The organism is Megasphaera elsdenii DSM 20460, assembly GCF_003010495.1.
GTDB lineage: Bacteria > Bacillota > Negativicutes > Veillonellales > Megasphaeraceae > Megasphaera > Megasphaera elsdenii.
In genome coordinates, this window is sequence record NZ_CP027570.1 from 357,233 (window position 1) to 383,488 (window position 26,256).

Below are 26,256 nucleotides of genomic sequence, written 5' to 3' on the forward strand. Positions count from 1 at the left end.
AGTCACACCTCTCGTAAAAAAATCAATACCATTTCATAACTAAGCTGGCCCAGGTCAGACCGGCTCCGAATCCATCCAGGCAGACGATATCGCCGCGGTGGATCATGCCTGCGTGAACGGCTTCATCCAAGGCGATAGGAATGGAAGCGCCGGATGTATTCGCATATTTCTCGATGTTGACGAAGACTTTTTCCATCGGTACATGGAGCCGTTTTGCCGCAGACTGGATGATGCGGATGTTGGCCTGATGGGGAACAAGGACGTCGATGTCTTCCTTCGTCAGTTCCGAGCGTTTAAGGGCTAATTCAGCTGCGTGAGGCATAGCTTTGACGGCGAATTTATAGACTTCTTTGCCGTCCATCTTGGCATAGGCCATACCGTTTTCGCGCAGGGCATCGGTCGGCGGCATTTCGACACCGCTGGCCGGGATGGTCAGGAAATCACCGCCTGTCCCATCGGCACCCATAGCACCGCCGAGGATGCCATAGCCGCTGGGGACCGGGCCGATGACAGCAGCGCCGGCGCCATCTCCGAAGAGGACGCACGACGAGCGGTCTTTCCAGTTGACGACGCGGGTCAGGATTTCTGCACCGATGACCAAAATATATTTATACATCTTATTTTCAATGAACTGGGAAGCGATGATCGAGCCGTAAGCAAAGCCCGAGCAGGCTGCTTCCAAATCGAAGGCCGCTGCATTGACAGCGTGGAGATTGGCCTGGACTTTGCAGGCCGTCGACGGCAGGGCCCGGTCCGGGGTCAGCGTGCAGACGATGATCAAATTCAAATCTTCCGCTTTGATGCCGGCATTCTTCAAGGCTTCTTCGCCGGCTTTAGTAGCCAGGTCCGACGTATTGACGCCTTTCGGAGCGACGTGACGGGCGCCGATGCCTGTACGGCTGCGGATCCATTCATCGGATGTATCCATCATTTTTTCTAAATCTTTATTCGTCCATACCTGATCAGGTACACAGTGACCTGTACCAAGAATCCCAGCGGGATTAGCTTTCACTATCATACTGTTCTACCTCTTCTTCCTCTATACTTTTACGAATATGGCCGACGACGTCCCGTTCTGCCACTTCTCCGGCAACGCGGACGGCGTTCTTGATGGCCTTGGCTTTCGAACTGCCATGACAGATGATAAAGCTGCCATCGACACCGAGCAGCGGCGCACCGCCGTACTCAGTGAAATCAAGCCGTTTCTTCAGCGATTTCAGCGCCGGGTAAACCGCTAAGGCCCCTAATTTAGCGATGAAGCCGCTGTTTTTAATCGTATCTCTGACGAGGCGGATGATGAACATGGCCATGCCTTCGCCAAATTTTAAGATGACATTGCCGACGAAGCCGTCACAGACGACGACATCGACCGTGCCTTTCGGTATGTCTCTCCCTTCTACGTTACCATAGAAAGAGATAGTTTTCAAATTTTCCAGCATAGGATACGTCTTCTGGCAGAGTTCATTGCCTTTCGACGCTTCTTCGCCGATATTGAGCAGGCCGACCGTCGGCTTTTCTACGCCCAGGATATACTTGGCGTAGTGATAGCCCATGATAGCCCCTTCGACGAGGTGCTTCGGCTTACTGTTGGCATTGGCCCCGGAATCGAGGAGCACCGTAATGCCCTTCTTCGATGGGATAGGCGTCGCGATACAGGGCCGTTCGATGCCTTTGATGCGCCCCAGCCCGAAGAGAGCCGCCGTGACAGCGGCGCCCGTGCTGCCAGCGGCGACGACAGCATCGCAGAGGCCGTCTTTGACCAGCCGCGTCGCCACGACGATGGAAGCGTCTTTCTTGCGGCGGATGGCCTGGGCTGGATGTTCGCCCATTTCAATGACTTCGCTGGCGTGGACGATGGACAGGCGGTCGCTTTCTTTGGCGCCATATTTCGTCAGGACGCCGCGTATTTTCTTTTCGTCACCTACCAGGACGACATCAAAATCATATGCCTTGACGGCTTCTACGGCACCGAGGACAATCTCTTCCGGTGCGTAATCACCGCCCATAGCATCTACAGCTATTTTCATTCTACTACCGCTCCATTATTCCAAAGATTCTATAATAAATTTCGCCCGGAATACTTCTTTACGCATTTTCCGGATGGTGACCCATACGTAGTACTTCTGATCGCGCTGGCGCATGACTTCGGCCTTGGCAATCAGTTTATCGCCTACGGTGACGGGCTGTTTATATTTTATATTCGCTACTGCCGTAATGCAGACAGGAAGGTTCAATACCGTCCGCGCCAGGGAACTGGCCTGGGCATACAGGCATTGGGAGCGCACGATGTGAGCTTCGTCGACCATATCGTCCGTAGCCGTCATGATCGAAATGGCGTTCTTGCCGATGATGCAGTCGACGAGCTCACCGACGACGGTCGCATTGCGCAGTTTCGGCTGCGCCGCTTCCGCTTTCTGGCGGATGCGGATGCGCATTTCAGGTATCCCCAAAGCCATGCGGTCCAGGCGGATTGTCGCTACGCTGACAGAAAATTCTTCAGCTAATTCTTCGTCATTTATGAAAGGATTTTCTTCAATCCGCTTCTGTAATAAAGCATGTCGCTTCTCTCTCGCTATACGAACCATTTCATTCACCCTTGAAATTATTACCAAGTACTAACAGCACATACAACTAGAGATTATATAATGTTTTGACAAATTTGGCAAGGAAAATAAAAAAGTATGCTTTCTTTTCATTCAACTCATTGAATTGCCGAAAGCATACTTCATCACTCCTTAGTATTTATCGAAATCCATTTCGTTCAATACATCACGCAGTTTTTCCAGTTCTTCCTTGGTCATGGTAATACCTTTGGTCATGGCCTGGTAATCCGGGTCCCACGAGCGAAGGTCGAATTTCGGAGCCCGATTGTTCCAGCTGATGTACGTCAGTTCTTTGCGCCAGCCGTCTTTATTTTCCGACAGCGTCCCGCAAATATCTTCGATATTGAAATTTAACTGTGCCATTGTATACCTCCCAATAGGTGTTCTCCCACCTGTGTTGTCATTTTCAGGTTAACGCTATAACCCAATTATTTTATATAATAGCAAATATGCGCTGTATGTCAATACAGCAGATTCGCCAATTATGTCAAGCCTTTTTTGACTTTTTACCCATGCATTTTATGTCTTTTAAACAGGCCGCCGTGCGCTTCGCTGATATCAAAGACCGAGACGAAGGCATTGGAGTCGACACTGGTAATGGCATCGCGGATCTTAGTGACTTCCAGGCGCGACACGACGCAGTAGAGAATCATCGTCTTTTCCCGCTTGTATGCGCCTTCGCCGTTGATGAGGGTCACGGCGCGGCCCATGTCTTTGGTCAGGCAGTCCGTGACTTGGTCGTGCTTGCCTGTGACGATGAGCATGCCCTTCATTTCGTCGAGGCCGTTGGTGACGACGTCGATCATCTTATAGGCGATGAAGTATGCCACCAGGGAATACATGGCGCTGTCCCAGGAGAAGACGAAGCCCGAACTGCCCAGGATGAAGAGGTTGAAGAACATGATCGTCTCGCCGACGGAAAAGGGCGTGCGCCTGTCGGCGATGATGGCCAGGACTTCCGTCCCGTCCAGGGAGCCGCCCCAGCGGATGATGAGGCCCACGCCGAGACCAATGATGATGCCGCCGTAAATGGTCGACAAGAAGGGGTCCGACGTGACCGGTTCGTAATGGATGAAATTGCTCCACCCGGACAGGCAGAGGATGGAAAAGAGCGAAGATACCGTAAAAAAGGCCCCTATCTTCTTATAGCCGAAGATGAAGAACGGGATGTTCAGGATGATGATGAACACGCTGAAACTGATACCCGTCAGCTGCGCGGCCATGAGGGCGATGCCGACGACGCCGCCGTCGATGACGTGGTTCGGGACCAGGAAGACGTCCAGGCCGATGGTGTAGATGAGAGCGCCAAAGGCCAGGCCCAGGGCACGCAAGATATATTTCATGGATTTCCTCCTCGTTGTTTGGCTAAATAACGGCGGCCGATAATCCAGGCGACGAAATCATCGACCGGTTCCGGCGGATACTGGAAGGACAGGGGCACGAAGCGGCGCCAGCCCCTGCGCGGCGTGTATTTGAAGTAGAGCTTGCGCCCTTCGACAGTGGTGAATTTCTCGTCGGTCAGGGAAAAGGTGATATCCTGATGATCCCGGGCAATCCACTGCTCGACCAGGGGCTGCAGCTTCTTGTGATTCGTCCCGTCGCCCATGACGATGTGGGAAAAGGGATGGGTTTCATAAACCCGGCTCAAATAATCGCCCAGCTCCGGCGTTGGCACGATGGCCTTGGTAACCAGGCTGCCATCTTCTGCGACGACAGCGGTCCCGGTCTTTTCCGAACCAGGATCAATAGCAAAGATCAAAATATCTCCCCCTTATTCATCGGCTTCTACGCGGATATCGATCTGCAACGGGCCGGCCGTGTAGGTATCGGTTTCAGTCACGGCTTTGAGGACGATATCGGAGCCGCCGTGATTCTTTATCTTGCTGATGGTTTCAAACATTTCCGTGGCCGTCAGGGCCCCGACATTCCCCGTCAGAGGGTTCGGCAGGAGGCCTTTCGCCTGGGCCTGCTGATTGACGTTATGGAGGAAGCGCATGACCTGTAATTCGGCATTGTTCGACAATTCCTGAGCCGTCAGCCGTTCTTCATAGACGACGTCGCCGCGGTGATAGATGAGGTTGTTGTCATACATTTCCACGTGGACCAGGGCCGGTTCGCCGAGCATGATGTTGCCGGCGGCGATGATACGGACCAGTTTCTGCGACTTCCCGGCCTTCTGCAGGGCGTCGACAGTGGCATTGAACTCATCCGGCGAAATGTAGAGGAGGACTGTATTTTCATCGCGGACGCCGAGGTGGCGGCAGATCATAGTATTGGTCTGGCTCATGGCTCGGCTCAGTTCTTCCCTCGTCTGGGCCTGGCTCAGGCCGCCGTTGAGGACATTACTGGACAGGACTTCGCCGACGCGGAAGACGACGGTCCCTTCGCGGATATTAGTCATCGTTTCATTGAGCAGCTTGATACGCTTGTCGAGGACGTCGATGGTGCTCATCATCTTCTGCTTCGTTTCTTCCAGCAGAGCTACGTCCTGGCGGGCCTTTTCACTGTCGGCCAGGGCCGAGTCGCGCTGCTTCTTGGCTTCGTCCATGGCGACCTGGATGACCGTCAGCTGACGGGCCTTGTCGTCGCGGGCCGACTGGGCCTGCTGCAAGTCGAGCTGCGTCGTCCGGATTTCCTCGTTCTTGCCATCCAGTTGTTCCTGCTGCTTCTTCAGCAATTCTTCATTGGAAGCGATGAGGTTGTTCTTGTCATCCAATTCCTGCCCCAACTCCTTAGCCTGCTGCAGCAGTTCGTCGCGCTGGGCTTCGAGCTGGGCCTTCTGCATCTGCAGCTGGTGCATGCCGAACAAGGCAATGCGGACATTTTCCGACAAAATAGACATGACGCCTAAGGTGATGACGGCAATGCTGATACCCGTCAGGATCGTGACCAGGATGGACGTATATTTCGGGCGCAAGCCGAATAATTTAATTTTCTGTTTCCCTACCCGGGAGCCGATCTTATCACCGAGATAAGCGATAATCCCGCCCATAACAGACAAGACGATCAGCATGACCCATCCGTATTCCATAAGACACCACCTTTGCTCATATCTTTATATCATTATATTATAGCCTATAACAGCCCTGGCCTGCAAGGGCCGTCCTGCCCTAGCCGTCAGCCGTCCGTAACTAACCCCTAACTGCTAATCCCTAAAAAGGGGCTGCCGCACGAAGGCTTCTACCATCATGCTAGGTCCCCTTTTTCTTAAATGTTTGAGGCGATGGCTTTTAAATTTTGTCCCCTCCACATCAAACTTTCAACTTCAAACTTCAAACTCAAAAAGGGCTTGTCGTCATGCGACAAACCCTTTTCCTCACTTCGATTTTCTATAGACTAAGATGACGCCGGCGATGCCGCAGATGATGTCTGGCAGGAAGGCGGCGATGTACGGCGGTATCTTGCCGCCGTTGCCCAAGGCATTGCCCAGGGTCATGATGGAATAGTAAATAAAGATGACGACGACGCTGATGCCGAAGCCGATGGACGAACTGCCGCGCTGTTTCTGCATCCCCAGGGGAGCGCCGACGATGGCACAGACCAGGCTGGCCAGGGGCAGGGCAAAGCGGTTGTACATTTCGACTTTCATCTTATTGGTATTGACCGAGTTCTGGTCCAGGAGCTTGATCTGTTCCCGCAATTCGCGAATCGTCAATTCATCTGGTTTCTTCTGGGACGCATTGATCTTATTCGGCTTCTGCGTGATCGGCAGGGCCTGGTTCTGGAACTTCAAGGACCGCGTCGTCTGTTCATTGGCCGATACGTCGTATATCATGCCTTCGTGCATGATCCATTTCTGGCCGTTCCAGTCGGCCCGGTCAGCCTGTTCGACGCGCATGAGCGTATCATTTTCAAATTCCTGGACGGTAATATCCTTGAGCTGCTTCGTATTGGCGTCATATTGACGGGCATACATGAGGCTGGAGATATCCGATCCCTTGGTATTCTTGATGATGATATGGTCCTGCGTCGTCGGCGCGACGTTGTGTTTGATTTCTTCATTGATGATCGTATTGTAGGCATTATTGGCCTTAGGCACGACGTATTCATTGAAGGCCGTCGCCCCGATGGAAATGAAGAAAGCCGCCACGAAGATCGGCATGGCCAGGCGGATGAAATTCTGCCCGCCAGCCCGCATGACGATCATTTCACTGGAGCTGGACAAGCGGCCAAAGGCCATGAGCGATCCCAAGAGGACAGACATGGGAAAGGTGACGACGATGATCGACGGCATAGCCAGGACGAAGACGCGGAACGCGGCCCAGGCCGAAGCCCCGTACTGGTTGATTAAGTTGGCAATACGGTAGAGCGTCCCCGTGCCGACGAAGACCGCTGTAAAAGCACAGACGCCAAACAAAAAGGGGCCAATAAATTCTTTTAATATATACTTATCTAATATTCGCATTCCATACTCCCTGTTACATCCTAAATTCTTCGCCTAAGTAGAATTTCTTGGCTATCGGGTCATTGGCAATCATTTCCGGGCTGCCTTCGAGGAGAATCTTCCCTTCACTCAAAATATAGGCCTTATCGACGATGCTCAGCGTTTCCCGGACGTTGTGGTCGGTAATGAGGACGCCCATACCGCGGTTCTTCAAATGGCTGATGATGCCCTGGATATCGTTGACGGCCAGGGGGTCGATGCCGGCAAAAGGTTCATCGAGGAGGATGAATGCCGGGTCCATGACCAGGCAGCGGGCAATCTCGACGCGGCGCCGTTCGCCGCCGGAAAGCTGGATACCCAGGCGGTCGCGGAGCTGGGTGATGGAAAATTCTTCCATCAAGGCCTCTGCCTTTTCACGCTGTTCCTTCTTGCTGAGTTTCGTCGTCTCCAGCATGGCCAGGAGGTTATCTTCGACGGTGAGCTTGCGGAAAATCGACGCTTCCTGGGGCAGATAGCCGATGCCATAGGCGGCCCGCTTATGGATGGGGAGGCGGGTGATGTCCTTGCCGTCGATGGTGATTTTCCCCGCCGTCGGCCGTTCGATGCCGACGATCATGTAGAACGTCGTCGTCTTGCCGGCACCGTTCGGCCCCAGGAGGCCGACAATCTGCCCTTGGTCGACGCGGATGCTGACGCCGTTGACGGCATTCCGTTCTTTATACGCTTTTACGAGATCTTCAGTCTGAATAAACATAGGTACCCCTTACTCTTACGGATTACTGCCCGGTACGATGACGATGGTCGACCGGCTCCGGGTCTGGACGGAATTATCGGCCAGGCGGATATCGACGTTGTCACCATTGAGGGAATTGCCATTCTGGGTAGCATTGACGTTCCCCGTCAAGCGAATGACGCCGTCATTCTGACCTGGTGTCTGGGTATAGACGGCTTGGTTGGCATAAGCGACGAGGTTTTCTGCTGGCGATTCGATGTGGACGTTGCCCGTACCGACGGCCTTTATCTGTTTGAACCAGGCATCGATATGGTCAGCCCACATCTGCGACCCCTGGGCTTCGAGATAGCCGTTGCCCGTGACGATGCCGTAATCCTGGTCGAGGTAGTATTCGACTTTATCGCCATTGACTTTCTTATCGTCGTAGACGCCGCGGACATTGCCGGTAGCAACGACGTAATTCTTATTCGTAGAATGGACTTTATCGGCGTTGAGCTGCATATCCGGTTGCTGAATCGATACGTTGCCTTCCATGTCGGCTTCGGCCGTCCTGAGGTTGTAGACGGCTTTATTGCCGGTCATCGTAGCCTGGTCGCGGACGATGACGACATTGCCCGTCGCCGTAGCGACCTGGGTCTTGCCGTTATATTCCAGCGTGTCTGCCGTAACGGATACGGCAGGATTGCCATTGTTATCCGCTGCCACGGCGCCGACGGCCGGCAGGACCATGGCTCCCAGGAGGGCGGCCACAGCCAGTTTCTTTCCAAGTAATTCCATCATAGTCATTCTCCCTTTGTCACCTGCGCATGGCCAGTCAGCTTTACGTTGGTCAGGCTGCTGTCCGTTTCAAAGGCATCGGCTTTGAGCGACGTCTTATCATGGCGGTCCATGACGACTTTGCCGCCTTTGATCATACGCGTATCCATATTATAATACACACTGCCGTCGGTCTGCAACGTATCGCCCTTATCGGTTTCCGCTTTGACCGGCGGTTTGATTTCGATGGTCCGCTTCTGACGGTCGACGACGCCTTTATCCGACGTAATGGTCATCTGTGTCCCGTCTTCGGCGATGACCAGGGCCTTGGGATTGGTGAAATACATGATCTGCGTGTCCGGGTCGATCTGGATCTTATCGGCTGTCAATTTCCAGACGAGCTGGCCCTCCTTCTTTTCTTCCAGCTCCGTCCCTTCAAATTCGACGAGCTTATCCGGGCTGACCATCGGGTCTTCCGTCTTCTGGGGATGCATGAAAACGTAGAGCATGACGGCGAAGGCGATGACGACGACGGCGGCAATGATGGAAATTTTATTCTTTTTCAGCTTTTCTGCTATCATCGGTATGCGCCTCCGGTTTCTGCTGCAACGCTATGATTTCTTCCGGTTCTGTACTCCAGCGGTGCTGGAACCACAGCCATTCTGTCGGATGTTCTTTGATGAATTGCTCTGTGACCACAGCCATCTTGCGGGTCATGCGGGCAATATCTTCTTCTTTATTCCCCGTATCTTCAAAGTGCATGACCTCGCCGATCATCAAATGGGTCCGATGGTTTTCGTCATGGACGGGAAAGACCGGCACGATGGGGGAATGGAATTTCTGGGCAAACATGGCCGGCCCCTTAGGCGTCGAGCTCATCTTGCCCAAGAACGGCTGAGGAACGCCGTGGAAGCCGCCGTCCTGGTCGGCCAGGAAGCCCAGGAGCTTCTTGCGCTTCAAGGCACGGGCAGCGATGATCATTTCATTGCCGCCGCGGGCAAAGACTTCCAGCCCCATGCCTTCACGGTTTTCGTTGAGCAGGCGCGTGACGGCGTCGTTGGCCTGATTCTTGACGATGGTCGACGCCGGATAGCCGTACATGGCCAGGGCGCCGAGCCATTCCCAGTTGCCCATATGGGCCGTCAGGACGATGACGCCCTTCCCTTCCTTCACGGCCTCATCGAGGCGTTCCGGATGTTCCAGGGTGACATAGTCGCGGATATTCCCGGGGTTCAGATTAGGCGTATAGAGGATTTCCATGAGCGACTGGCCGAGGTTGCGAAAGACTTCGGTCATGATGCGTTCCGCTTCTTCCCGGCTACATTCCAGGCCGCGCTGGATCTGGAAAATCCCACGGTTGCGCTGCTTCTTCATCAACTTTCCTACGAGAGGGCCTAGTTTGCGACCCAAGGAAATGATAAACGGATAGGGCAGATGACAGAGGATCTTGCCAAATCCGCGCGCAGCATGGTACTGCCATTCCTTACTCACAATACAGACTCTCCTTTCCTATTGGCGCAACGTAAGGCTCCCATCGCCTAAATAACGGCTCAGGACCTTGTCCCAGACATGCTGGCTCTTCAAGATATATTCGGCAAATTCCCGCAGGGCCCCGTGGCCGCCAGGATAGGCCGAAACGAAAGCGGCCGACCGCCGGGCTTCTTCGCAGGCATCGAGGGGCGCTGCACCGAAACCGGCATTGGCAATAAGCTCGACGTCATTCAAGTCGTCGCCCATATAGGCCACTTCGTCGAGGGACAGGCCGATTTCACTGCACAACTGCTGCATGGCCAGGAGCTTGCGCGAGCAGTCCTGCAGGACGTAGTCGATATGCAGGTCTTTCGCCCGCTGTTCGACCATGGGCGACCGGCGTCCCGTGACCAGGGCCGTCTTGAGGCCGGCAGCCCGGATGAGGGAAATGCCCATGCCGTCGCGGGCGGAAAAGCCCTTCATGGCATCGCCGGACGGGCTGTAATAGATGATGCCGTCGGTCATGACGCCATCGACGTCGAGGGCCAGCATCTTGATATGTGTCAAAAAGCTCATCAGACCACTCCCTGCCGCAGCAAATCGGTAATATGGATCATGCCGACAACTTTATCGTCCTTGTCGACGACGGGCAGTACCGTAATCGGACGGGGCTGGTTCTTTTCCATGATGTGCAGGGCTTCCGTCGCAAGTTTATGGTTGGCAATGACCCGCGGGTTCTTGGTCATCATGGCATCGACAGGCCACTGGAGGAAATTGGAGCCCGTTTCCAGGCCGCGGCGGACGTCGCCGTCAGTGACCAGGCCGACGAGCTTACCGTCTTCATCGACGACAGATACGGCACCCAGGCCTTTTTCCGTCATGAGGAAGAGGGCATCCTGGACGATGCTGTCTTCGCTGACGACAGGATTATCCTGGCCTTTATGCATGACATCGTCGACGGTGAGCAGGAGCTTCTTGCCCAAGGCTCCGCCGGGATGGAAGATGCCGAACTGTTCCTTCGTGAAATGATGCTGCGTCAAGAGGACCACTGCCAGGGCATCACCCAAGGCCAGGGCAGCCGTCGTACTCGTCGTCGGAGCCAGTCCCAGCGGGCAGGCTTCTTTTTCTACGGATGCGTCGAGGATGATGTCGGCGTGCTTGGCCAGCGTCGAATTGTGGTTGCCGACGACGGTGATGAGTTTGGCACCGATACGCTTGAGCGACGGCAGGATGTTGAGGATTTCTACGGTTTCCCCGCTGTTCGAAAAGGCCAGTACGACATCATCGGACGTGACCATGCCCAAGTCGCCGTGGATGGCTTCGGCCGGATGGAGGAAAATAGACGGCGTCCCCGTACTGGACAGCGTCGCCGATACTTTGCGGGCAATGTGGCCGGATTTCCCCATGCCCGTGACGATGACCCGGCCCTTCGATTTCATAATCATGTTGACGGCATTGACGAAATTTTGATTGAGCGTAGGAATCAACTTTTCAATGCCTTGTGCTTCCTGATGGAGCACGTCTTTTGCTTCTTCTAAAATATCCATCATGATTTCGTCTCCTTCTTGCCCGTGCTTATTTATCCGTGCTTACGCTTCGCTGGGCGATTTCGTTGATGGCTGCCATATCGCGGAGGACGCCTTCGACCTGCGATAAGTACAGCATGTTCGGCCCATCGCTGAGGGCTTCGGCCGGGTTATCGTGGACTTCCATGAAAACGCCGTCGATACCGGCGCCAGCAGCGGCCCGTGCCAGGTTGCCGACGAACTGGCGCTGGCCGGCCGATTTCGTGCCGGCTCCGCCGGGCAGCTGGACGCTGTGGGTCGCATCGAAGACGACGGGATAGCCGAAGCTTCGCATGATCGGGAAGGACCGCATGTCGACGACCAGGTTGTGATAACCCAGGTTGATGCCCCGTTCGGTGAGCATGATGTTTTCATTGCCGGCGTGTTCGATCTTGGCGACGACGTTCTTCATGTCTTCCGGTGCCAGGAACTGGCCTTTCTTGACGTTGACGCATTTCCCCGTAGCCGCAGCGGCTTCTAATAAATCGGTCTGGCGGCAGAGGAAGGCCGGGATCTGGATGACGTCCAGGACTTCCGCAGCCGCTTCGGCCTGGCAGGTTTCGTGGATATCGCTGACGACGGGGACCTGGAGTTCTTTCTTGATATCGGCCAGGATGCGCAGTCCTTCTGTCAGGCCCGGTCCGCGGTACGACGTATAGGACGAGCGGTTCGCCTTATCAAAAGAAGCCTTGAAGATATAGGTCAGGCCCAATTTTTCGCAGATAGCCTTCATGGCCTTGCCAATGGCCAGGGTCCGTTCCGGGTCTTCGATGACGCACGGGCCGGCCATGACGAAAAGCTTGCCATCGCCGCCGACGGTCTGGCTGCCAACCTGAATTTGTTTCACTTTTTCCATAGTCTATTCCCCTTTATGAGCAGATTCGGCAAAATAACGGCGGATGTGTTCCAGGTCATCCGGCGTATCGATACCGATGAATTGGTGATGAGTCTTTATTACTTTTATCTTATAACCATTTTCGAGAACCCGCAACTGTTCCAGGGACTCGACTTTTTCTGCCGGCGTCTGTTCCATGGCCGCGTACTGCAGGAGGAAGTCCCGGCGATAGGCATAGATACCGATGTGCTTATAGGGCTGAATTCCCCCTTCTTCAAAGGAGTGGCGCGGGTACGGGATGAGGGAGCGCGAAAAATACATGGCTTCATCCTTCTGGTTGAGGACGACTTTGACGGCACTCGGGTCGTCGTATTCGTCTTCCTGCAAAGGCGCAGCGACGGTAGCCATGGTCAGGTCCGGTTCCGCTTCAAAGGCCCGGCACAAGTCGTCGATGACGTCCGGCGCGATGAGCGGTTCGTCGCCCTGGACATTGACGATGACGTCGGCATCGGGAAAATGACCGACCGCTTCGGCCAGGCGGTCCGTACCATTGGCGTGGTCTTCCCGGGTCATGACGGCATGGCCGCCGAAGGTGACGACCGTGTCATAGACTTTCGGATTGTCTACGGCAACGACGACAGACGTCAGTTTCGAGGCCTTGGCAGCCTGTTCGTAGACGCGCTGTACCATGGGCTTGCCGGCAATATCGCACAGTGGTTTGCCCGGCAGGCGCGTCGATGCATAGCGCGATGGGATGATGCATACAAATTTCATAGTTTATCCTCCAATACTGCTTGCAGAATCGTATCTATTGTCTCCTGTCCTTCTACGATTTCAATGGTGATACTCAAAACGTACAGTGGCAGGTCGTATTCATGGATGAGGGATGCCGGCAGCTTGACGGCATCTTTTTCCGTCGTCACCAGGGGGCAGCCGGCAGCCGCCGCCTGGTCAGCCATCTGACGGATATCGTCGCGGCTGTACTGGTGATGGTCTTCATAGCGGATGGCACCGGTGACGGTAAAACCGGCATCGCTCAAAGTCCGTTCAAAGGAGGCCGGATTGCCCAAGGCCGATACGGCCAGGACCGGCTGCCCGTCGGGCCGTAACTCTCCGGCGCCATCGCTCCGGCCTTCGTGCCAGGCGGCAAAGGACAGGCAGCGCGACGGCTTGTGGATGGCCATGGCCACCGGCGCTTGCCGGTTGTACTGCCGCAGCTGACGGACAATGGCATCCGCCCGGTCCTGGGAAATCTGGTCCCTTTTCGTAATGATGAAGGCGCCGGCCCGTGCCAGCTGTTCCAGCGGTTCCCGCAGGATTCCCCGCGGCAGGACGTGGCCGTTGCCGAACGGATTGGTTCCGTCGACGAGGACGATGTCCAAGTCCCGGTACAGCTGCCAGTGCTGGAAGCCGTCGTCGAGGAGGAGGACCTGCGTCCCGAAGCGTTCGACAGCCAGACGGCCGCCGGCGGCCCGATGGCGGCCGACGAGGACGGGAACACCTGGCAGGCTGCGGGCCATAAGGCAGGCTTCATCGCCGCCTTCTTCAGCCGTCAGCAGGACGTGCTGCCCGTCGGACATGACGGCAGCCCCGCCCTGTTCCCGCTGGGAGCGGTAGCCCCGGTTGAGCAGGGCTACGCGCCAGCCCTGGGCCTGCAGGCGCCGGGCCAGCATACACGCTGTCGGCGTCTTACCCGTACCGCCGACAGTGATATTGCCCAGGCTGATGACGACGGCCGGCACGTGTTCCTGCCGTTCCGGATGAGAAGCGATGGAATGATACTTGGCCAGGACGCCTTTCCGATACAGCCAGGACGCCCCGCTCAGCAGGGCCAGGGCCGGACAGTCCCAGCAGCGATGCGGACCGCTGCCGGTGAGGTAATGGAAATAGGCCGTTGCCCAGTTGCGAAAAGACATGGCCTCACCTCCCGCCGTGGACAGCATCGAGCATCTGCTGCAGCTGTTCCAGGTTCTTCCGCGTCGCCCCCTGGTTTTCCTGGACGACTTCGATACAGCTGCGTTTCATGGCTTCGGCCCGGTCCGGATGGATGAGGATATCCAGGCAGGTGTCGATAAATTCCTTTTCATTCTTGACCATGACGCAGGCGCCGCGGCTGCTGAGGAGATCGAAGATTTCAACGAAGTTGAACATATTGGGACCGACGACGATGGGCTTGCCATGAGCTGCCGGTTCCAGGATATTATGGCCGCCTATATGGGCCAAGCTGCCGCCGACAAAGATGAGGTCGCCCAGGCTGTAGACGCGGCCCAATTCGCCGATCGTATCGAGGATGACGCCGTCATAGTCGGCTTTGACCGGTTTCCCGGCCTTCATATCGCTGCGCTTGACCATGGTGACGCCATGCTTCAGCCCTTCGTCGGCGATGAGGTCGGCCTGGTAGATATAGCGCGGCGCGATGATCAATTTAGCGTCCGGGAAATGGTCCCGTATCTTGACGAAGGCCTTGTAGACCGAACCGTTCTCCCCTCTATGGGTGCTGCCGGCGATCATGATGGGGTACGTCCCTTCGGCAAAGCCCAGTTCATGGAGGAAGCGCTTCTTTTCTTCTTCCGTGACGATGCCGTAGGTCTGGTCGTACTTGGTGTTGCCCGTAACAATGACCTTATTGGGGTCGGCGCCGATGTCGATGATATACTGGGCGTCGATGCGGCTCTGCATGCAGAACATGCGGATTGTCGACAAGACGCGGCGCGTAAAGAAGGTGATCATCCGGTAGCGGACGGCACTGCGCTGGCTGATGCGGCCGTTCATCATCATGACCGGGATGTGCTTGTCGGCAGCGATGCGCAGGAAATTCGGCCAGATTTCCGTTTCGACGAGGACGATGGCCTGGGGATTGACGATGGTCAGGATGCGGTTGGTCAGATAAGGCAGGTCCAGCGGGAAATAGAGGATCCCATCGGCGCCTTTGATGATCTGATGGGCCATGCGGAAACCCGTCGCCGTGACGACAGAGACGATGATGACTTCGTCGGGATGAGTCTTGCGCATTTCCCGCACAATCGGGCTGGCCGCGACGATTTCCCCGACCGACGCGGCATGGACCCAGATGGCATGGCGATTGGATATTTTATCTTTTAATTCTTCCGGCAAAAAGCCGATACTCTGTTTGATGCGCTGATAAAATCCTTCTTCCCGGATGAGCCGGTAAATGAGCATGGGAATGAGTGTCGCCCAGTAAATGAGGAGCAGGATATTATACAGCCAGTACATAGGATGGGATTTTAGATTTTTCATCACGAATCAACCTTCTGACGCTGTGTCTTCCGTAGTATCGTTGAACTGTACGGCATAGAGATGGGCATAGAGGCCGTCCTTAGCCAGCAGTTCTTCATGGGTTCCTTCTTCGACGATGCGGCCATGGTCGATGACGACGATGTTGTCGGCATTGCGGACCGTACTCAGGCGATGGGCGATGACGACGGCCGTACGGCCTTCCATGAGGCGGTCCAAGGCGGCCTGGACGATTTTTTCGCTTTCCGTATCGAGGGCCGACGTCGCTTCATCGAGGATGAGGATGCGCGGGTTCTTGAGGATGGCCCGGGCGATGGCGATGCGCTGGCGCTGGCCGCCGGACAGGGAGCTGCCGCGGTCGCCGACGAGGGCTTCGTAGCCGCCAGGCAGTTCCATGATGAACTCATGGGCATTGGCCGCTTTGGCCGCAGCGACGACTTCTTCGTCTGTCGCATCGAGGCGGCCGTAGAGGATGTTCTCCCGGACCGTAGCGTTGAAGAGCATCGTTTCCTGCGGTACCAGGCCGATCTGCTGGCGCAGGGACGAGAAAGTGACGTCGCGGACGTCGATGCCGTCGATGGTCAGGCTGCCGCCGGTAACGTCATAGAAACGGGGCAGCAAGTTAGCTACCGTCGATTTACCGGCCCCGCTGGGACCGACGAGGGCGACGACTTCGCCCGGAGCGACTTTCAAGTTGAAATCGGTCAGGGCCGGGTGGTCTTTATCGTAGGCAAAGGAAACGTGGTCAAATTCGACTTCCCCTTTGACCGGCGGCAGGACGATGGCGTCTTTCTTTTCCTTGACATCCGGTTCGGTGTCGATGGTTTCAAAGACACGGTCGGCAGCGGCCAGGGATTTCTGGATGTCGCCGTAGATTTCGCTGATGCGGCGGACCGGATTGGCCAGGTTGATGGCGTAAATGAGGAAGGCGATGAGGGCACCGGCCGTCATTTCACCGTTGATGACACTCATGCCGCCGTACCAGATGATGCCCGTAACGGCAATGGCTGCGAAGAACTGGATGAACGGCGTCAATAAGGCCGTCAGCTTAGTCGTCGTCATGAGGGCCCAGAAGTTGCGGTCGTTCTGGACCATGAAGCGGTGGATTTCAAAGTCTTCGCGGTTGAAGGAGCGGATGATGCGGATCCCGGAAATGGCTTCTTCCAGGAGCGACGTAATATCGGCCATCTTGCCCTGGACGTCATGACCGGCCCGGCGCAGACGGGAGCCGAAGAAGTTGATTGTAAAGACGACGAGGGGGACGATGACCAGGGTCAAGAGGGTCAGCTTCCAGTAGAGGAAGAGCATGGACCCCAGGGAGCCGACGAGGATGACCGCTTCCTGGACGAAGGAAATGAGGTTGCCTGCAATGGCCGTCTGCAAAGCCGTGACGTCATTGGTCAGGTTGCTCATGATATTGCCCGTCTTGTGCTTGTCGAAGTACGACAGGGACAAGGTCTGCAAATGGCGGTACAAGGTTTCGCGGATGTCGTTGACGATTTTCTGGCCGACGAAACTCATGAGGTACTTCTGGCCGAAGTAGAAGAAGCCACGGAGCAGGAACAAGATCAGGATCCCGATGACGATGAGGTTCAGCGTGTAGATATCCTTATTGGCCAGGACCTTATCGATGACGTCCTTGATGAGCCACGGGACGACGACGTTGCTCGCCCCGGACAGGGCCATACAGATGACGGCGACGGCGAGGCGCATCTTGTACGGCTTGATGAACATTAATAATCTCTTATAACTTTGCCAACTATTGTATTGCTTCATGGGCACCTCTTTCTCTTGCAAAATCTAAGATAGCCTGGGCCGTCCGCTGGACAGCACCGGGTTCCCCCATCGTGCGGCGGACAGCCGCCAGGGATTCGTGCAAAGCTTCACGGCGCGCTTTATCGGTGATCATGGGCACCATGGCGGCGGCGATATTCCCGGGCGTCACCTCGTCCTGCCACAATTCAGGGATGACCCGATGGCCCATGATGATGTTGGGCAGGCCGATGCTGTCGATATGGACCAGGACCTTCGACAGCCAGTAGGTCAGGCGGTTGACGCGGTAAACCAGGAGCGTCGGAAGCCCCATGAGGGCCGTTTCCAGCGTCGCCGTCCCGGAAGCCGCTATGGCCGCCGTACTGAGGTTCATCATATCGTACACCCGGTCTTCGCCGATGGTGACATCGATTCCCGAAGGCTTGATCAATTCGTCCAGCAGAACCTCGTCAATAGTTGAGGCCCGCGGCAGGATGAACTGGACGTCGCCAGCTTCCTGGCGGATGAGTTTGGCCGCTTCCAGCATACACGGCAGGAGGCCGCGCACTTCCTGGACCCGGCTGCCCGGCATGAGAAGGACCGTCTTTTTCCGCTCGTCCAGGCCAAAATAGGCACAAGCTTCGCGGCGGCTCATGGTCGCATGGACCGTATCGACCAGGGGATGGCCGGTATAGATGACATTCGTCCCCATGTCTTCATACATCTTGGCTTCAAACGGAAACAGGGAAATAGCTAAATCCGTATACTTGGCAATGGTCTTCCCGCGGCTCTTGTGCCAGGCCCAGATAGTCGGCAGGATATAATAGACGACGGGTATGCCCGCCGCTTTGGCCACTTTGATGAGGCGCATATTGAAGCCAGGATAGTCGATACAGACCAGGACGTCCGGCTTTTCCCTGCGCATCGTCTCGACGAGGAAATCGCGAAGGCGGAAGAAGAAAGGAATCTTGCGAAGGATTTCCCCGACGCCGATGACGCCTAAGTTCTTGATATCGTAGACGATGTCGACGCCGGCCGTTTCCATTTCCTTACCGCCCATACCGAGCAGTTCGACCTGCGGATCGAGTTCCCGCAAAGCCCGGGCCAGGTTGGCGCCATGGAGGTCGCCCGATGCCTCACCGGCAGAAAACATGATTTTCATAGGCTCTCCTAAAAATTCTTATCGACGGCACAGATGCAGATATTGTGGCGGTTGGCCAGATCCAGGACTTCGTCCTGTTCGACGAAGAGCGTCCGGCCGGCTTCCATGGCCAGGACATTGCACTTACTTTCAATCATGGACAGGATGGTCTGCTTGCCTACGGCAGGCACATCGAAACGCGGGTCCTGATTGGGTTTGGCCACTTTGACGACGACGGACTTTTCCCGTCCCAGGGCGCCGCCGCGGCGGATGCAGGCGTCCGTCCCTTCGATGGCTTCGACAGCCATGACGGCCTTGTGCTTGACGACGACGGTCTGGCCGATGTCCATGCCGCCCATGGCCTTGGCCGTGACGAAGCCGAAGCGGATATCGTCTTCTTCATCGGCCGTCGGTTTACGGCGCGACAAGACGCCGCAAGCCGGCATGAGGGGCTTCAGGTACAAGGTCTGGTCGACGACTTCCAGACCATCCTTGGCCAGTTCTTCGACGATGGCCAGCATGATCGTATCGTCCTTGCGGTTGCGCAGTTTCGCCAACAGCTTGATGGCCCGCCAATCTGGGAACTTCAAGCCCTTGAAGAGGATTTCCTTGGTGACTTTGCCAATCATGGTGACTTTGGCGACGCCATTCTTCTTGAGGGTCTTGATGACTTTGTCCAATTTGGCGACATTGATTTCATAATAAGCATCTGCTTCGGCAGCCAGTTCCGGCTCTACGCCATCGACGACGGCGATGACGATGACCTCGTGGCCCAGCTGCTTGGCAGCGCGCATAAATTCTACAGGTAGTTTGCCGACACCGGCAAGCAATCCTACTTTTTCCATAGCAATCATCCTTATTCATAAAGAGAAATATTCATCTTTATATTATAACAAAAAAACAGGCTCCCTGTCAGCAAAAAAAGGGGCCATCGCAGACGCGACACCCCTTTTTAGCCACTAGCGGCTGCCTAATCTTTCGTCCCTCTGCAGATACCGCGGTCGGCATTGCGGAGGAAGCGTAGAAAATGTTCTACTTCTTCATAGCTGTCCAGTTCCTGTTCCATTTCGGCAATAGCCTGGCGCAGGTTGAGGCCGGAACGGTACAAGATGCGGAAGGCCTTCTTCAGTTCCCGGCGTACTTCTTCCGGGATACCTGCCCGCGAAAGGCCGACGCTGTTCAAGCCGATGCAGCGGGCGGGCTGGCCGTCGGCGATGACGAAAGGCGGAATATCCTGGACGACTTTCGCCAGGCCGCCGATCATGCTGTTGCGGCCGATTTTGACGAACTGATGGACGCCGGCAATGCCGCCGATGACGACGCGGTCTTCGACGGTGACATGGCCGGCCAGGCCGGCGCAGTTGCTCATGATAACGTGGTTACCGACGACGCAGTTATGAGCTACATGCGTGCAGGCCTGGAAGAGGCAGTCGTTGCCGATGCGCGTTTCTTCCCCTTCGCCAGTCGCCGTGCTGACCGTGACGAATTCCCGGAACACCGAACGGTCGCCGATGATCAGGTAACTCTTTTCGCCGTGATATTTCAGATCCTGCGGTTCCGAACCAATGGAACAGCTGGGGAAAAACCGGCAGTTCTTGCCGATTGTCGTCCAGCCGTCGATAGTAACGTGGGCCATGATTTCTGTTCCGTCACCAATGGTAACGTGGGGCCCGATAACGGCATACGGCCCGATTTTGACACCGGCACCGATTTTTGCCTGCGGGTCTATAATAGCCGTCGGATGTATCATGCTCTGAGGCATGTTATTCGTTTCCTCGGTCATTAAAGTCACTCCTCGCTTCCCTGCCTCACTGGCAGGCGCTTATTTTCAACACAAACTATATAGGTTATACTCACAGAAATAGCGTCCGGTTTTGCCGGGCAAAATCAGGCTTTTTCCCGCTAATTTCCACTTCATGCTCACAAATGCGCCCATTTAAGGCTTTATTTAACACAAAGCAAAATTTTTAAACTTTTTTAAAATTATTTCTTCGGGTTCTGGCCCGGCATGAGGGCAAAGAGATATTCCCCTTCGGCACAGAGCGTATCGCCGACGTGGCACTGGGCCTTGACCTTGCCCATACGGCCTTTGATTTTTTCGATGTCGGCCCGCATGACCAGCTGGTCGCCGGGGATGACGGGATGGCGGAAGCGGAGTTTGTCGATGCCCGTGAAGAACGGGATGAGGCCGCGGTTTTCTTCCGGATAGAGCAGGGCTACGCCGCCGACCTGAGCCATGGCTTCGGCGATGAGGACGCCGGGCATGACCGGTTTACCCGGGAAATGGCCCTGGAAAAATTGTTCATCAAAGGTCGCATTCTTGATGCCGATGGCATACTTCATCGGTTCCAATTCGATGATGCGATCGACGAGCAGCATGGGATAGCGATGCGGCAAAATTTCCATAATATCAGTTACTTCCAAAGTCATGAGAATTCCTCCTTAGATCACTGCAGTTCTTGAAAAATTTTATGGGTCAGCAGGTTGTTCAGTTTGTGGCTTGATTTGACGGCAATGATGTGTCCCCGCACGGGCCGTCCGAGCATGGCCAGGTCTCCGATGATATCGAGGACCTTATGGCGGACCAGTTCATCGTCGCTGCGGGGCACGGATAAGCACGACGTCTTATCATAGACGACGACATTTTCGATGGTGCCGCCCTTGCCCAGGCCTAATTTCTTGAGCATTTCCAATTCTTCCGTAAAGGCGATGGTACGGGCAAAGGCGATGTCCCGGACATAGGATTCCTGGGTGATGGTCGTATCCAAGAACTGTACGCCCAGCAGGGGATGCGGGTTAATCGATGTAAAGGTGATGCGGAAACCGTCATAGGGCACGATGGCAATGAATTTATCGTCTTCCTGGACGAGATGCTGTCTTTGGACGACCAGCGGTCGGCGCGGTGCCTCGAGGTCACGGATCCCGGCTTCTTTGATGAGCTTGACAAAGGTCAGGCTGCTGCCATCGGCGACAGGCGGTTCGACAGAATCCATTTCGACGAAGCAGTTGTCCACTTCCATACCGCTCAAAGCGGACAGCAGGTGTTCTACCGTGAAGACCTTGGCCTCCCCTTTTTCCAGCGTCGTCGCCCGCATTGTATTGGTTACATTCGTGAGATGGGCTTGTACAGACGGTCTTCCGGGCAAGTCCGTCCGGATAAAGACGATGCCTGTATCAGCCGGAGCCGGGCGCAATACCATATGGACTTCATTCGCAGCATGCAGGCCGATACCGTTATACGAAACATCATGAGCCAGCGTCGTTTGTGCGACAATTGACATAGGCAGGCCCCTCCTTTCCTGTTACGAGTAAATAGTTGATTTTTTTCATACTTTTTTATTATACCTTATTTATAGCATGTATGACAAGGGAATTGTTCGTGGTTTCGGCCTACGGCCTAGTGGCTCGTAGTTCGTAGCTCGTAGTTCGTGGCAAATCATGAAAATAGGCTGTCGCATGAAGACAGCCTATTTTTGAGTATTAAGTTTGCAGTTTGTAGTTTTTAATGAATGGTTTTAAATGTAAAGCCATCTTCTTCAAACTTTCAACTTCAAACTTGAAAAGGAGCTGCCCCACAGGGACAGCTCCTTTTCATTCAATCGCTTTTACTTCAATAGTTCATAGACAGAGGCGACGACGTCGTTCCAGGTTTCGATCTGGGACTGTTCCCCTGTGATGGCAGCCTTGCCAGACTGACACTGGCGGGCTACGGACTGGGGCGACGTGCCGTTATATGTGTTACGCTGCTTGACGCAGGTTTCGATATCCAGGTAGTGGTGGATATCTTCTGCGAAGAGCGGGCTCATAGCCTGCAGCTCCTGCAGCGATAACTGCTGTAAGACTTTGCCCTGTTCGATGCAGTAGTGGACGGCTTTGCCGACGACGGCATGGGCTTCCCGGAAGGGCAGGCCTTTCTTGGCCAGGTAGTCGGCCATATCCGTCGCATTGGAAAAGTCGCTTTCCAGGACTTCCCGCATGTGCTTGCCATTGACGGTCATCTTGTCGATCATGGCGGCATAGATGGTCAGGGCGAACTTCAAATTATCGATGGCATCGAAGACGCCTTCTTTATCTTCCTGCATGTCCTTGTCGTAGGCCATGGGGATGCCCTTCATCATAGTCAGGACACCCATGAGATGGCCGTAGAACCGGCCTGTCTTGCCGCGGACGAGTTCGCAGATATCGGGATTCTTCTTCTGAGGCATGATGGACGAGCCCGTGCAGTGGGAATCGTCGAGTTCGATGAACTTAAATTCCGAACTGGACCAGAGGATAAATTCTTCCGACAAGCGGCTGAGGTGCATCATCAGGACGGCAGCAAATTCCAGGAAGGCGATGATATAGTCGCGGTCGCTGACGGCATCGAGGCTGTTATCATAAATCTTGCCGAAATGCAAGGTCTTGGCGACGAAGGGCTGGTCGAGAGGATACGTCGTGCCAGCCAGGGCGCCGGCGCCGAGGGGCATCATGTCGGCCATGTCCCAGGCATATTTCAAGTGGATGAAGTCACGGGATAGCATGGAGAAATAGGCCATGAGGTGGTGACTGAAGAGAATCGGCTGGGCCCGCTGGAGATGGGTGTACCCCGGCATGATGACGTCGCTGTACTTTTCGGCAGCCTTGACCAGCGATTCCTGGAGCTTGACCAGGAGCTTGGCGACGGCGGCGATTTCGCGGCGGACATACATGTGCGTATCCAAGGCGACCTGGTCGTTACGGCTGCGGCCGGTATGCAGGCGCTTGCCGGCTTCGCCGATGGCATCGGTCAATCGTTTTTCGATGTTCATGTGGATATCTTCCAGTTCGACGGAGAAATCGAAATCCCCGTCTTCAATCTGCTGGAAAATGGCCTTCAGCCCCTTGACGATGGCATCTTTATCTTCCTGGGAAATGATGCCCTGTTTAGCCAGCATCGTCGCATGGGCAATGCTGCCGCAGATATCTTCAGCGTACATGCGGCAATCGAATTGGATGGATGCATTAAATTCTTCTACACTTTTATCCGTGGCCTTAGTAAAACGGCCGCCCCATAACTTCATACGAATCGCTCCTTATTTACCCTGTTTTTCTACGTGCTGTTTCATGAGGGCCCGCATCTTGAGCGGCAGGCCGAAGAGGTTGATGAAGCCTTCGGCATCGGTCTGATCGTATACGTCGTCTTCGCCGAAAGTGACAAATTCTTCATTGTACAAGGAGTACGGCGACGTAGAACCAGCGCTGATGATGTTGCCCTTATAGAGTTTCAATGTGACCTGGCCGGTAACGGTCTTCTGCGTTTCATCGACGAAAGCCGACAGGGCTTCGCGAAGCGGCGAGAACCATTTGCCGTCATAGACGAGTTCGGCAAATTTATTGGCTACATTTTCTTTATAGTGGTACGTGTCGCGGTCGAGGCAGAGATATTCCAGTTCTCTGTGGGCATACATGATGATGGCACCGCCCGGGTTTTCATAGATGCCACGGCTCTTCATGCCGACCAGCCGGTTTTCGACGATATCGACGATGCCGACGCCGTTGCGGGCACCGATTTCATTGAGGGTCGTAATGAGTTCGACTGCGCCGAGTTTCTGACCGTTGACGGCAACCGGTACGCCCTGTTCGAAGTCGATCTTGACGTATTCCGGAGCATCCGGAGCCTGTTCCGGCGTCTTGGTGACCATGTAGACCATGTCTTTCGGAGCATTGGCCGGATTTTCCAGGTCATCCCCTTCGTGGCTCAAATGCCAGATGTTCCAGTCCATGCTGTACGGATAGGGGTTTTCTTCAGACTGATAGTCGATGGGGACGTTGTGGGCTTCGGCGTATTTCAGTTCATCTTCACGGGATTTGAGGTCCCACATCCGCCAGGGAGCGATGAGGGTCATTTCCGGAGCCAGGGCTTTGACAGTCAGTTCAAAACGGACCTGGTCATTGCCTTTGCCCGTAGCGCCGTGAGCGATGGCGTCAGCGCCTTCTTCCTTGGCGACTTCGACGAGTTTCTTAGAAATAAGGGGACGAGCAAAGGACGTGCCCAAGAGGTATTTTCCTTCATAAACGGCACCGGCTTTGACGGTCGGCCAAACGTATTCTTCCATAAATTCTTTTTTGATGTCCATGACATAGACTTTGGAAGCGCCCGAAGCATAGGCTTTCTTTTCGATGGCTTCAAAGTCGTCAGGCTGGCCGACATCGGCGCAGGCAGCGATGACTTCGGCACCGGGATAGTTTTCTTTCAGCCAGGGAATGATGACCGACGTATCAAGGCCGCCGGAATAAGCCAGGACAATTTTTTTAATATCTTTTTTCGTGTTGCTCATGATGATTTCCTCCTCTATCGAATGAACCAATGCGATTGATGTGTGTTTGTTTCTGTCTACGTTTGATAGTATACACCTAGTTGAAATATTATGCAAGTATATTGCATAAAAAATTTTCAAACTTTTTTTACGGCCTCGTCAATTCCCTCACCCTGCAAAGTATAGTATAATAAGGGTGTTTATGTAGGAGGAATTCCATGAAACTTAAATACATTGCCATCTTTGCCCTGACCTTCGCCGTCTGTGCCGGCTGGAACCTGCTCTTTGACGCGCCGAAGACGGCCAAGCCTGCTGTCGAGACGGCTGCCAAGCTCCAAGAAGAAAAGGAACCCCAAGGGAGCTGGCCGTCGCCGCTGCGGCCGCTGGAAATCCGGGTCTATCCCTACCTGCACTTCCACGAAGCCATGGATAATAAAATCAAGAAAATCCCCGTCTACGTGGCCATCAGCGCCATTTCCAAGCCCATGCAGCACGCCGTCGTGGCTACGGAAGACCGCCGCTTCTACGACCACGGCGCCATCGACCCGATTGGCATCATCCGGGCCGTCCTGGTCAATATCGAATCGGGCGAAACCGTCGAAGGCGGCAGCACCATCAGCCAGCAGGTCGTCAAGAACGTCTTCCTGTCCCAGGACCGGACGATGGCCCGCAAAGCCCAGGAATTTGTCATGGCCTTCTTATTGGAACATTACTACAGCAAAGATGAAATATTGGAAATCTATTTGAATACGGCCTACTTCGGTGCCAATGCCACGGGCATCGACGATGCGGCCCGGACGTACTTCACGACGACGCCGGAAAAACTGGACCTGGCCCAGGCCTCCCTGCTGGCCGGCCTGGTACAGGCGCCGACGTACTATAATCCCCTGAAAAATTACGAAGGTGCCAAAGCCCGGCAGAAGACGGTCCTGACCTTGATGGCCGAACAGGGCTATATCAGCCAGGAACAAGGCGCAGAAGCCTATAAAAAAGACCTCGGACTCTGAGAAGTCCGGGGTCTTTTCGTCAATTTCCCTTGAGGCGGCTCACGGTATTTTTGGCGAAGGACTGGGCCTCATCGAGATGCAGGTCCTCGCCGGCCTCCGGTTCGTACATATAACGCGCTTTATCAGTCCAGGTGATATAGGTCCCGACGACACCGCTGCCAGGCTTCAGCAGCTCTACGGCACTGCGCAGGTGTTTCGACGCCTGGTCCGAATAGGGGTCGTCGTACATGGTAGTAAAGATGGCCACGTGGTCATTGGCAATTTTCTTCAACGCTTCCTGTCCCTTAGGGTCTGCCTGGTTCTCATCAATCCAAAAGCCCATGAATACGCAGTCATAATTGGAAAAATCAGACGGCATCTCATCGACGGGAACGCAAGGCGTCCCTTGCGGCAAGACCTGCACCATAGCCTGGGCAATCTGCTGTATGCGCCCTGTTTTCGAAGAATAGACGACGATGGCTTTCATAGAAACATCTCCTC

General features: G+C 54.9%; 28 protein-coding genes. 1 reads left to right on the top strand and 27 read right to left on the bottom strand.

The features are described from left to right. Positions 1-22: 22 nt before the first annotated feature. From C6362_RS01710 to C6362_RS01835, 26 genes are all read right to left on the bottom strand, one after another. Positions 23-1,018, bottom strand: coding sequence for a beta-ketoacyl-ACP synthase III (locus tag C6362_RS01710; RefSeq protein ID WP_014015042.1), 996 nt, complete (start codon positions 1,016-1,018; stop codon positions 23-25). After that, on the bottom strand, positions 1,002-2,027 hold the full coding sequence (plsX, locus tag C6362_RS01715) for a phosphate acyltransferase PlsX (RefSeq protein WP_014015043.1): 1,026 nt from the start codon (positions 2,025-2,027) through the stop codon (positions 1,002-1,004). Before plsX ends, C6362_RS01710 begins: the two co-directional genes overlap by 17 nt. Before the next feature lie 15 nt (positions 2,028-2,042). Then, on the bottom strand, positions 2,043-2,585 hold the full coding sequence (fapR, locus tag C6362_RS01720; RefSeq protein WP_014015044.1) for a transcription factor FapR: 543 nt from the start codon (positions 2,583-2,585) through the stop codon (positions 2,043-2,045). A 150-nt stretch (positions 2,586-2,735) separates the two neighbouring features. Next, positions 2,736-2,966 (bottom strand): YdbC family protein, encoded by a 231-nt coding sequence (locus C6362_RS01725; RefSeq protein ID WP_014015045.1) that lies wholly within the window; start codon positions 2,964-2,966, stop codon positions 2,736-2,738. 143 nt (positions 2,967-3,109) lie between these two features. Then, on the bottom strand, positions 3,110-3,946 hold the full coding sequence (locus tag C6362_RS01730) for a YitT family protein (protein ID WP_014015046.1): 837 nt from the start codon (positions 3,944-3,946) through the stop codon (positions 3,110-3,112). Next, positions 3,943-4,362, bottom strand: a complete 420-nt coding sequence (locus tag C6362_RS01735) for a RuvC family protein (protein WP_014015047.1) — start codon at positions 4,360-4,362, stop codon at positions 3,943-3,945. The genes C6362_RS01730 and C6362_RS01735 overlap by 4 nt, the downstream gene beginning before the upstream one ends. Positions 4,363-4,374: 12 nt before the next feature. After that, positions 4,375-5,634: a DUF3084 domain-containing protein gene (locus tag C6362_RS01740; protein WP_014015048.1), complete on the bottom strand. Its 1,260-nt coding sequence runs from the start codon at positions 5,632-5,634 to the stop codon at positions 4,375-4,377. A gap of 285 nt (positions 5,635-5,919) precedes the next feature. After that, positions 5,920-7,008 (bottom strand): LPS export ABC transporter permease LptG, encoded by a 1,089-nt coding sequence (lptG, locus tag C6362_RS01745; RefSeq protein WP_014015049.1) that lies wholly within the window; start codon positions 7,006-7,008, stop codon positions 5,920-5,922. Positions 7,009-7,021: 13 nt separating this feature from the next. Then, positions 7,022-7,741, bottom strand: coding sequence for an LPS export ABC transporter ATP-binding protein (gene lptB, locus C6362_RS01750; protein ID WP_014015050.1), 720 nt, complete (start codon positions 7,739-7,741; stop codon positions 7,022-7,024). Positions 7,742-7,756: 15 nt separating this feature from the next. Next, on the bottom strand, positions 7,757-8,500 hold the full coding sequence (locus tag C6362_RS01755) for an LptA/OstA family protein (RefSeq protein ID WP_014015051.1): 744 nt from the start codon (positions 8,498-8,500) through the stop codon (positions 7,757-7,759). A 2-nt stretch (positions 8,501-8,502) separates the two neighbouring features. Further along, positions 8,503-9,057, bottom strand: coding sequence for an LPS export ABC transporter periplasmic protein LptC (gene lptC, locus C6362_RS01760; RefSeq protein WP_014015052.1), 555 nt, complete (start codon positions 9,055-9,057; stop codon positions 8,503-8,505). Then, a complete protein-coding gene (locus tag C6362_RS01765; RefSeq protein ID WP_014015053.1) occupies positions 9,029-9,967 on the bottom strand; it encodes a lysophospholipid acyltransferase family protein in 939 nt (312 codons plus the stop codon). Before C6362_RS01765 ends, lptC begins: the two co-directional genes overlap by 29 nt. 18 nt (positions 9,968-9,985) lie before the next feature. Next, positions 9,986-10,522, bottom strand: coding sequence for a KdsC family phosphatase (locus tag C6362_RS01770; RefSeq protein WP_014015054.1), 537 nt, complete (start codon positions 10,520-10,522; stop codon positions 9,986-9,988). Then, positions 10,522-11,493: a KpsF/GutQ family sugar-phosphate isomerase gene (locus tag C6362_RS01775; protein WP_027894710.1), complete on the bottom strand. Its 972-nt coding sequence runs from the start codon at positions 11,491-11,493 to the stop codon at positions 10,522-10,524. The genes C6362_RS01770 and C6362_RS01775 overlap by 1 nt, the downstream gene beginning before the upstream one ends. A gap of 28 nt (positions 11,494-11,521) precedes the next feature. Beyond that, positions 11,522-12,367: a 3-deoxy-8-phosphooctulonate synthase gene (gene kdsA, locus C6362_RS01780; RefSeq protein ID WP_014015056.1), complete on the bottom strand. Its 846-nt coding sequence runs from the start codon at positions 12,365-12,367 to the stop codon at positions 11,522-11,524. A 3-nt stretch (positions 12,368-12,370) separates the two neighbouring features. After that, positions 12,371-13,120 carry a 3-deoxy-manno-octulosonate cytidylyltransferase gene (kdsB, locus tag C6362_RS01785; RefSeq protein WP_014015057.1) on the bottom strand — a complete coding sequence of 250 codons (750 nt, stop codon included), beginning with the start codon at positions 13,118-13,120 and terminating at the stop codon, positions 12,371-12,373. Further along, on the bottom strand, positions 13,117-14,262 hold the full coding sequence (gene lpxK / locus C6362_RS01790) for a tetraacyldisaccharide 4'-kinase (RefSeq protein ID WP_014015058.1): 1,146 nt from the start codon (positions 14,260-14,262) through the stop codon (positions 13,117-13,119). Before lpxK ends, kdsB begins: the two co-directional genes overlap by 4 nt. A 4-nt stretch (positions 14,263-14,266) precedes the next feature. Further along, complete coding sequence (locus tag C6362_RS01795; protein WP_014015059.1) at positions 14,267-15,604, bottom strand: 3-deoxy-D-manno-octulosonic acid transferase; 1,338 nt, start codon at positions 15,602-15,604, stop codon at positions 14,267-14,269. A gap of 6 nt (positions 15,605-15,610) precedes the next feature. Further along, complete coding sequence (gene msbA, locus C6362_RS01800) at positions 15,611-17,377, bottom strand: lipid A export permease/ATP-binding protein MsbA (protein ID WP_014015060.1); 1,767 nt, start codon at positions 17,375-17,377, stop codon at positions 15,611-15,613. Further along, complete coding sequence (gene lpxB / locus C6362_RS01805; RefSeq protein ID WP_014015061.1) at positions 17,361-18,515, bottom strand: lipid-A-disaccharide synthase; 1,155 nt, start codon at positions 18,513-18,515, stop codon at positions 17,361-17,363. Before lpxB ends, msbA begins: the two co-directional genes overlap by 17 nt. 8 nt (positions 18,516-18,523) lie before the next feature. Continuing rightward, positions 18,524-19,339: an LpxI family protein gene (locus tag C6362_RS01810; protein WP_014015062.1), complete on the bottom strand. Its 816-nt coding sequence runs from the start codon at positions 19,337-19,339 to the stop codon at positions 18,524-18,526. Between the two features lie 125 nt (positions 19,340-19,464). Then, on the bottom strand, positions 19,465-20,277 hold the full coding sequence (lpxA, locus tag C6362_RS01815; protein ID WP_014015063.1) for an acyl-ACP--UDP-N-acetylglucosamine O-acyltransferase: 813 nt from the start codon (positions 20,275-20,277) through the stop codon (positions 19,465-19,467). A gap of 200 nt (positions 20,278-20,477) precedes the next feature. Continuing rightward, positions 20,478-20,924 carry a 3-hydroxyacyl-ACP dehydratase FabZ gene (gene fabZ / locus C6362_RS01820; RefSeq protein ID WP_014015064.1) on the bottom strand — a complete coding sequence of 149 codons (447 nt, stop codon included), beginning with the start codon at positions 20,922-20,924 and terminating at the stop codon, positions 20,478-20,480. A 17-nt stretch (positions 20,925-20,941) separates the two neighbouring features. Further along, positions 20,942-21,775, bottom strand: coding sequence for a UDP-3-O-acyl-N-acetylglucosamine deacetylase (lpxC, locus tag C6362_RS01825; RefSeq protein WP_014015065.1), 834 nt, complete (start codon positions 21,773-21,775; stop codon positions 20,942-20,944). Positions 21,776-22,099: 324 nt separating this feature from the next. Next, complete coding sequence (argH, locus tag C6362_RS01830) at positions 22,100-23,533, bottom strand: argininosuccinate lyase (RefSeq protein ID WP_014015066.1); 1,434 nt, start codon at positions 23,531-23,533, stop codon at positions 22,100-22,102. A 12-nt stretch (positions 23,534-23,545) separates the two neighbouring features. Then, positions 23,546-24,790 (bottom strand): argininosuccinate synthase, encoded by a 1,245-nt coding sequence (locus C6362_RS01835; RefSeq protein ID WP_014015067.1) that lies wholly within the window; start codon positions 24,788-24,790, stop codon positions 23,546-23,548. 197 nt (positions 24,791-24,987) lie between these two features. Here C6362_RS01835 and C6362_RS01840 point away from each other — a divergent pair, with 197 nt between their 5' ends. Continuing rightward, the gene (locus C6362_RS01840) at positions 24,988-25,776 is read left to right on the top strand and encodes a transglycosylase domain-containing protein (RefSeq protein WP_014015068.1); all 789 of its coding nucleotides are present in this window, start codon (positions 24,988-24,990) and stop codon (positions 25,774-25,776) included. 19 nt (positions 25,777-25,795) lie between these two features. Here the strand turns inward: C6362_RS01840 and C6362_RS01845 are convergent, their stop codons facing one another. Beyond that, complete coding sequence (locus C6362_RS01845; protein WP_014015069.1) at positions 25,796-26,242, bottom strand: flavodoxin family protein; 447 nt, start codon at positions 26,240-26,242, stop codon at positions 25,796-25,798. Positions 26,243-26,256: the final 14 nt, after the last annotated feature.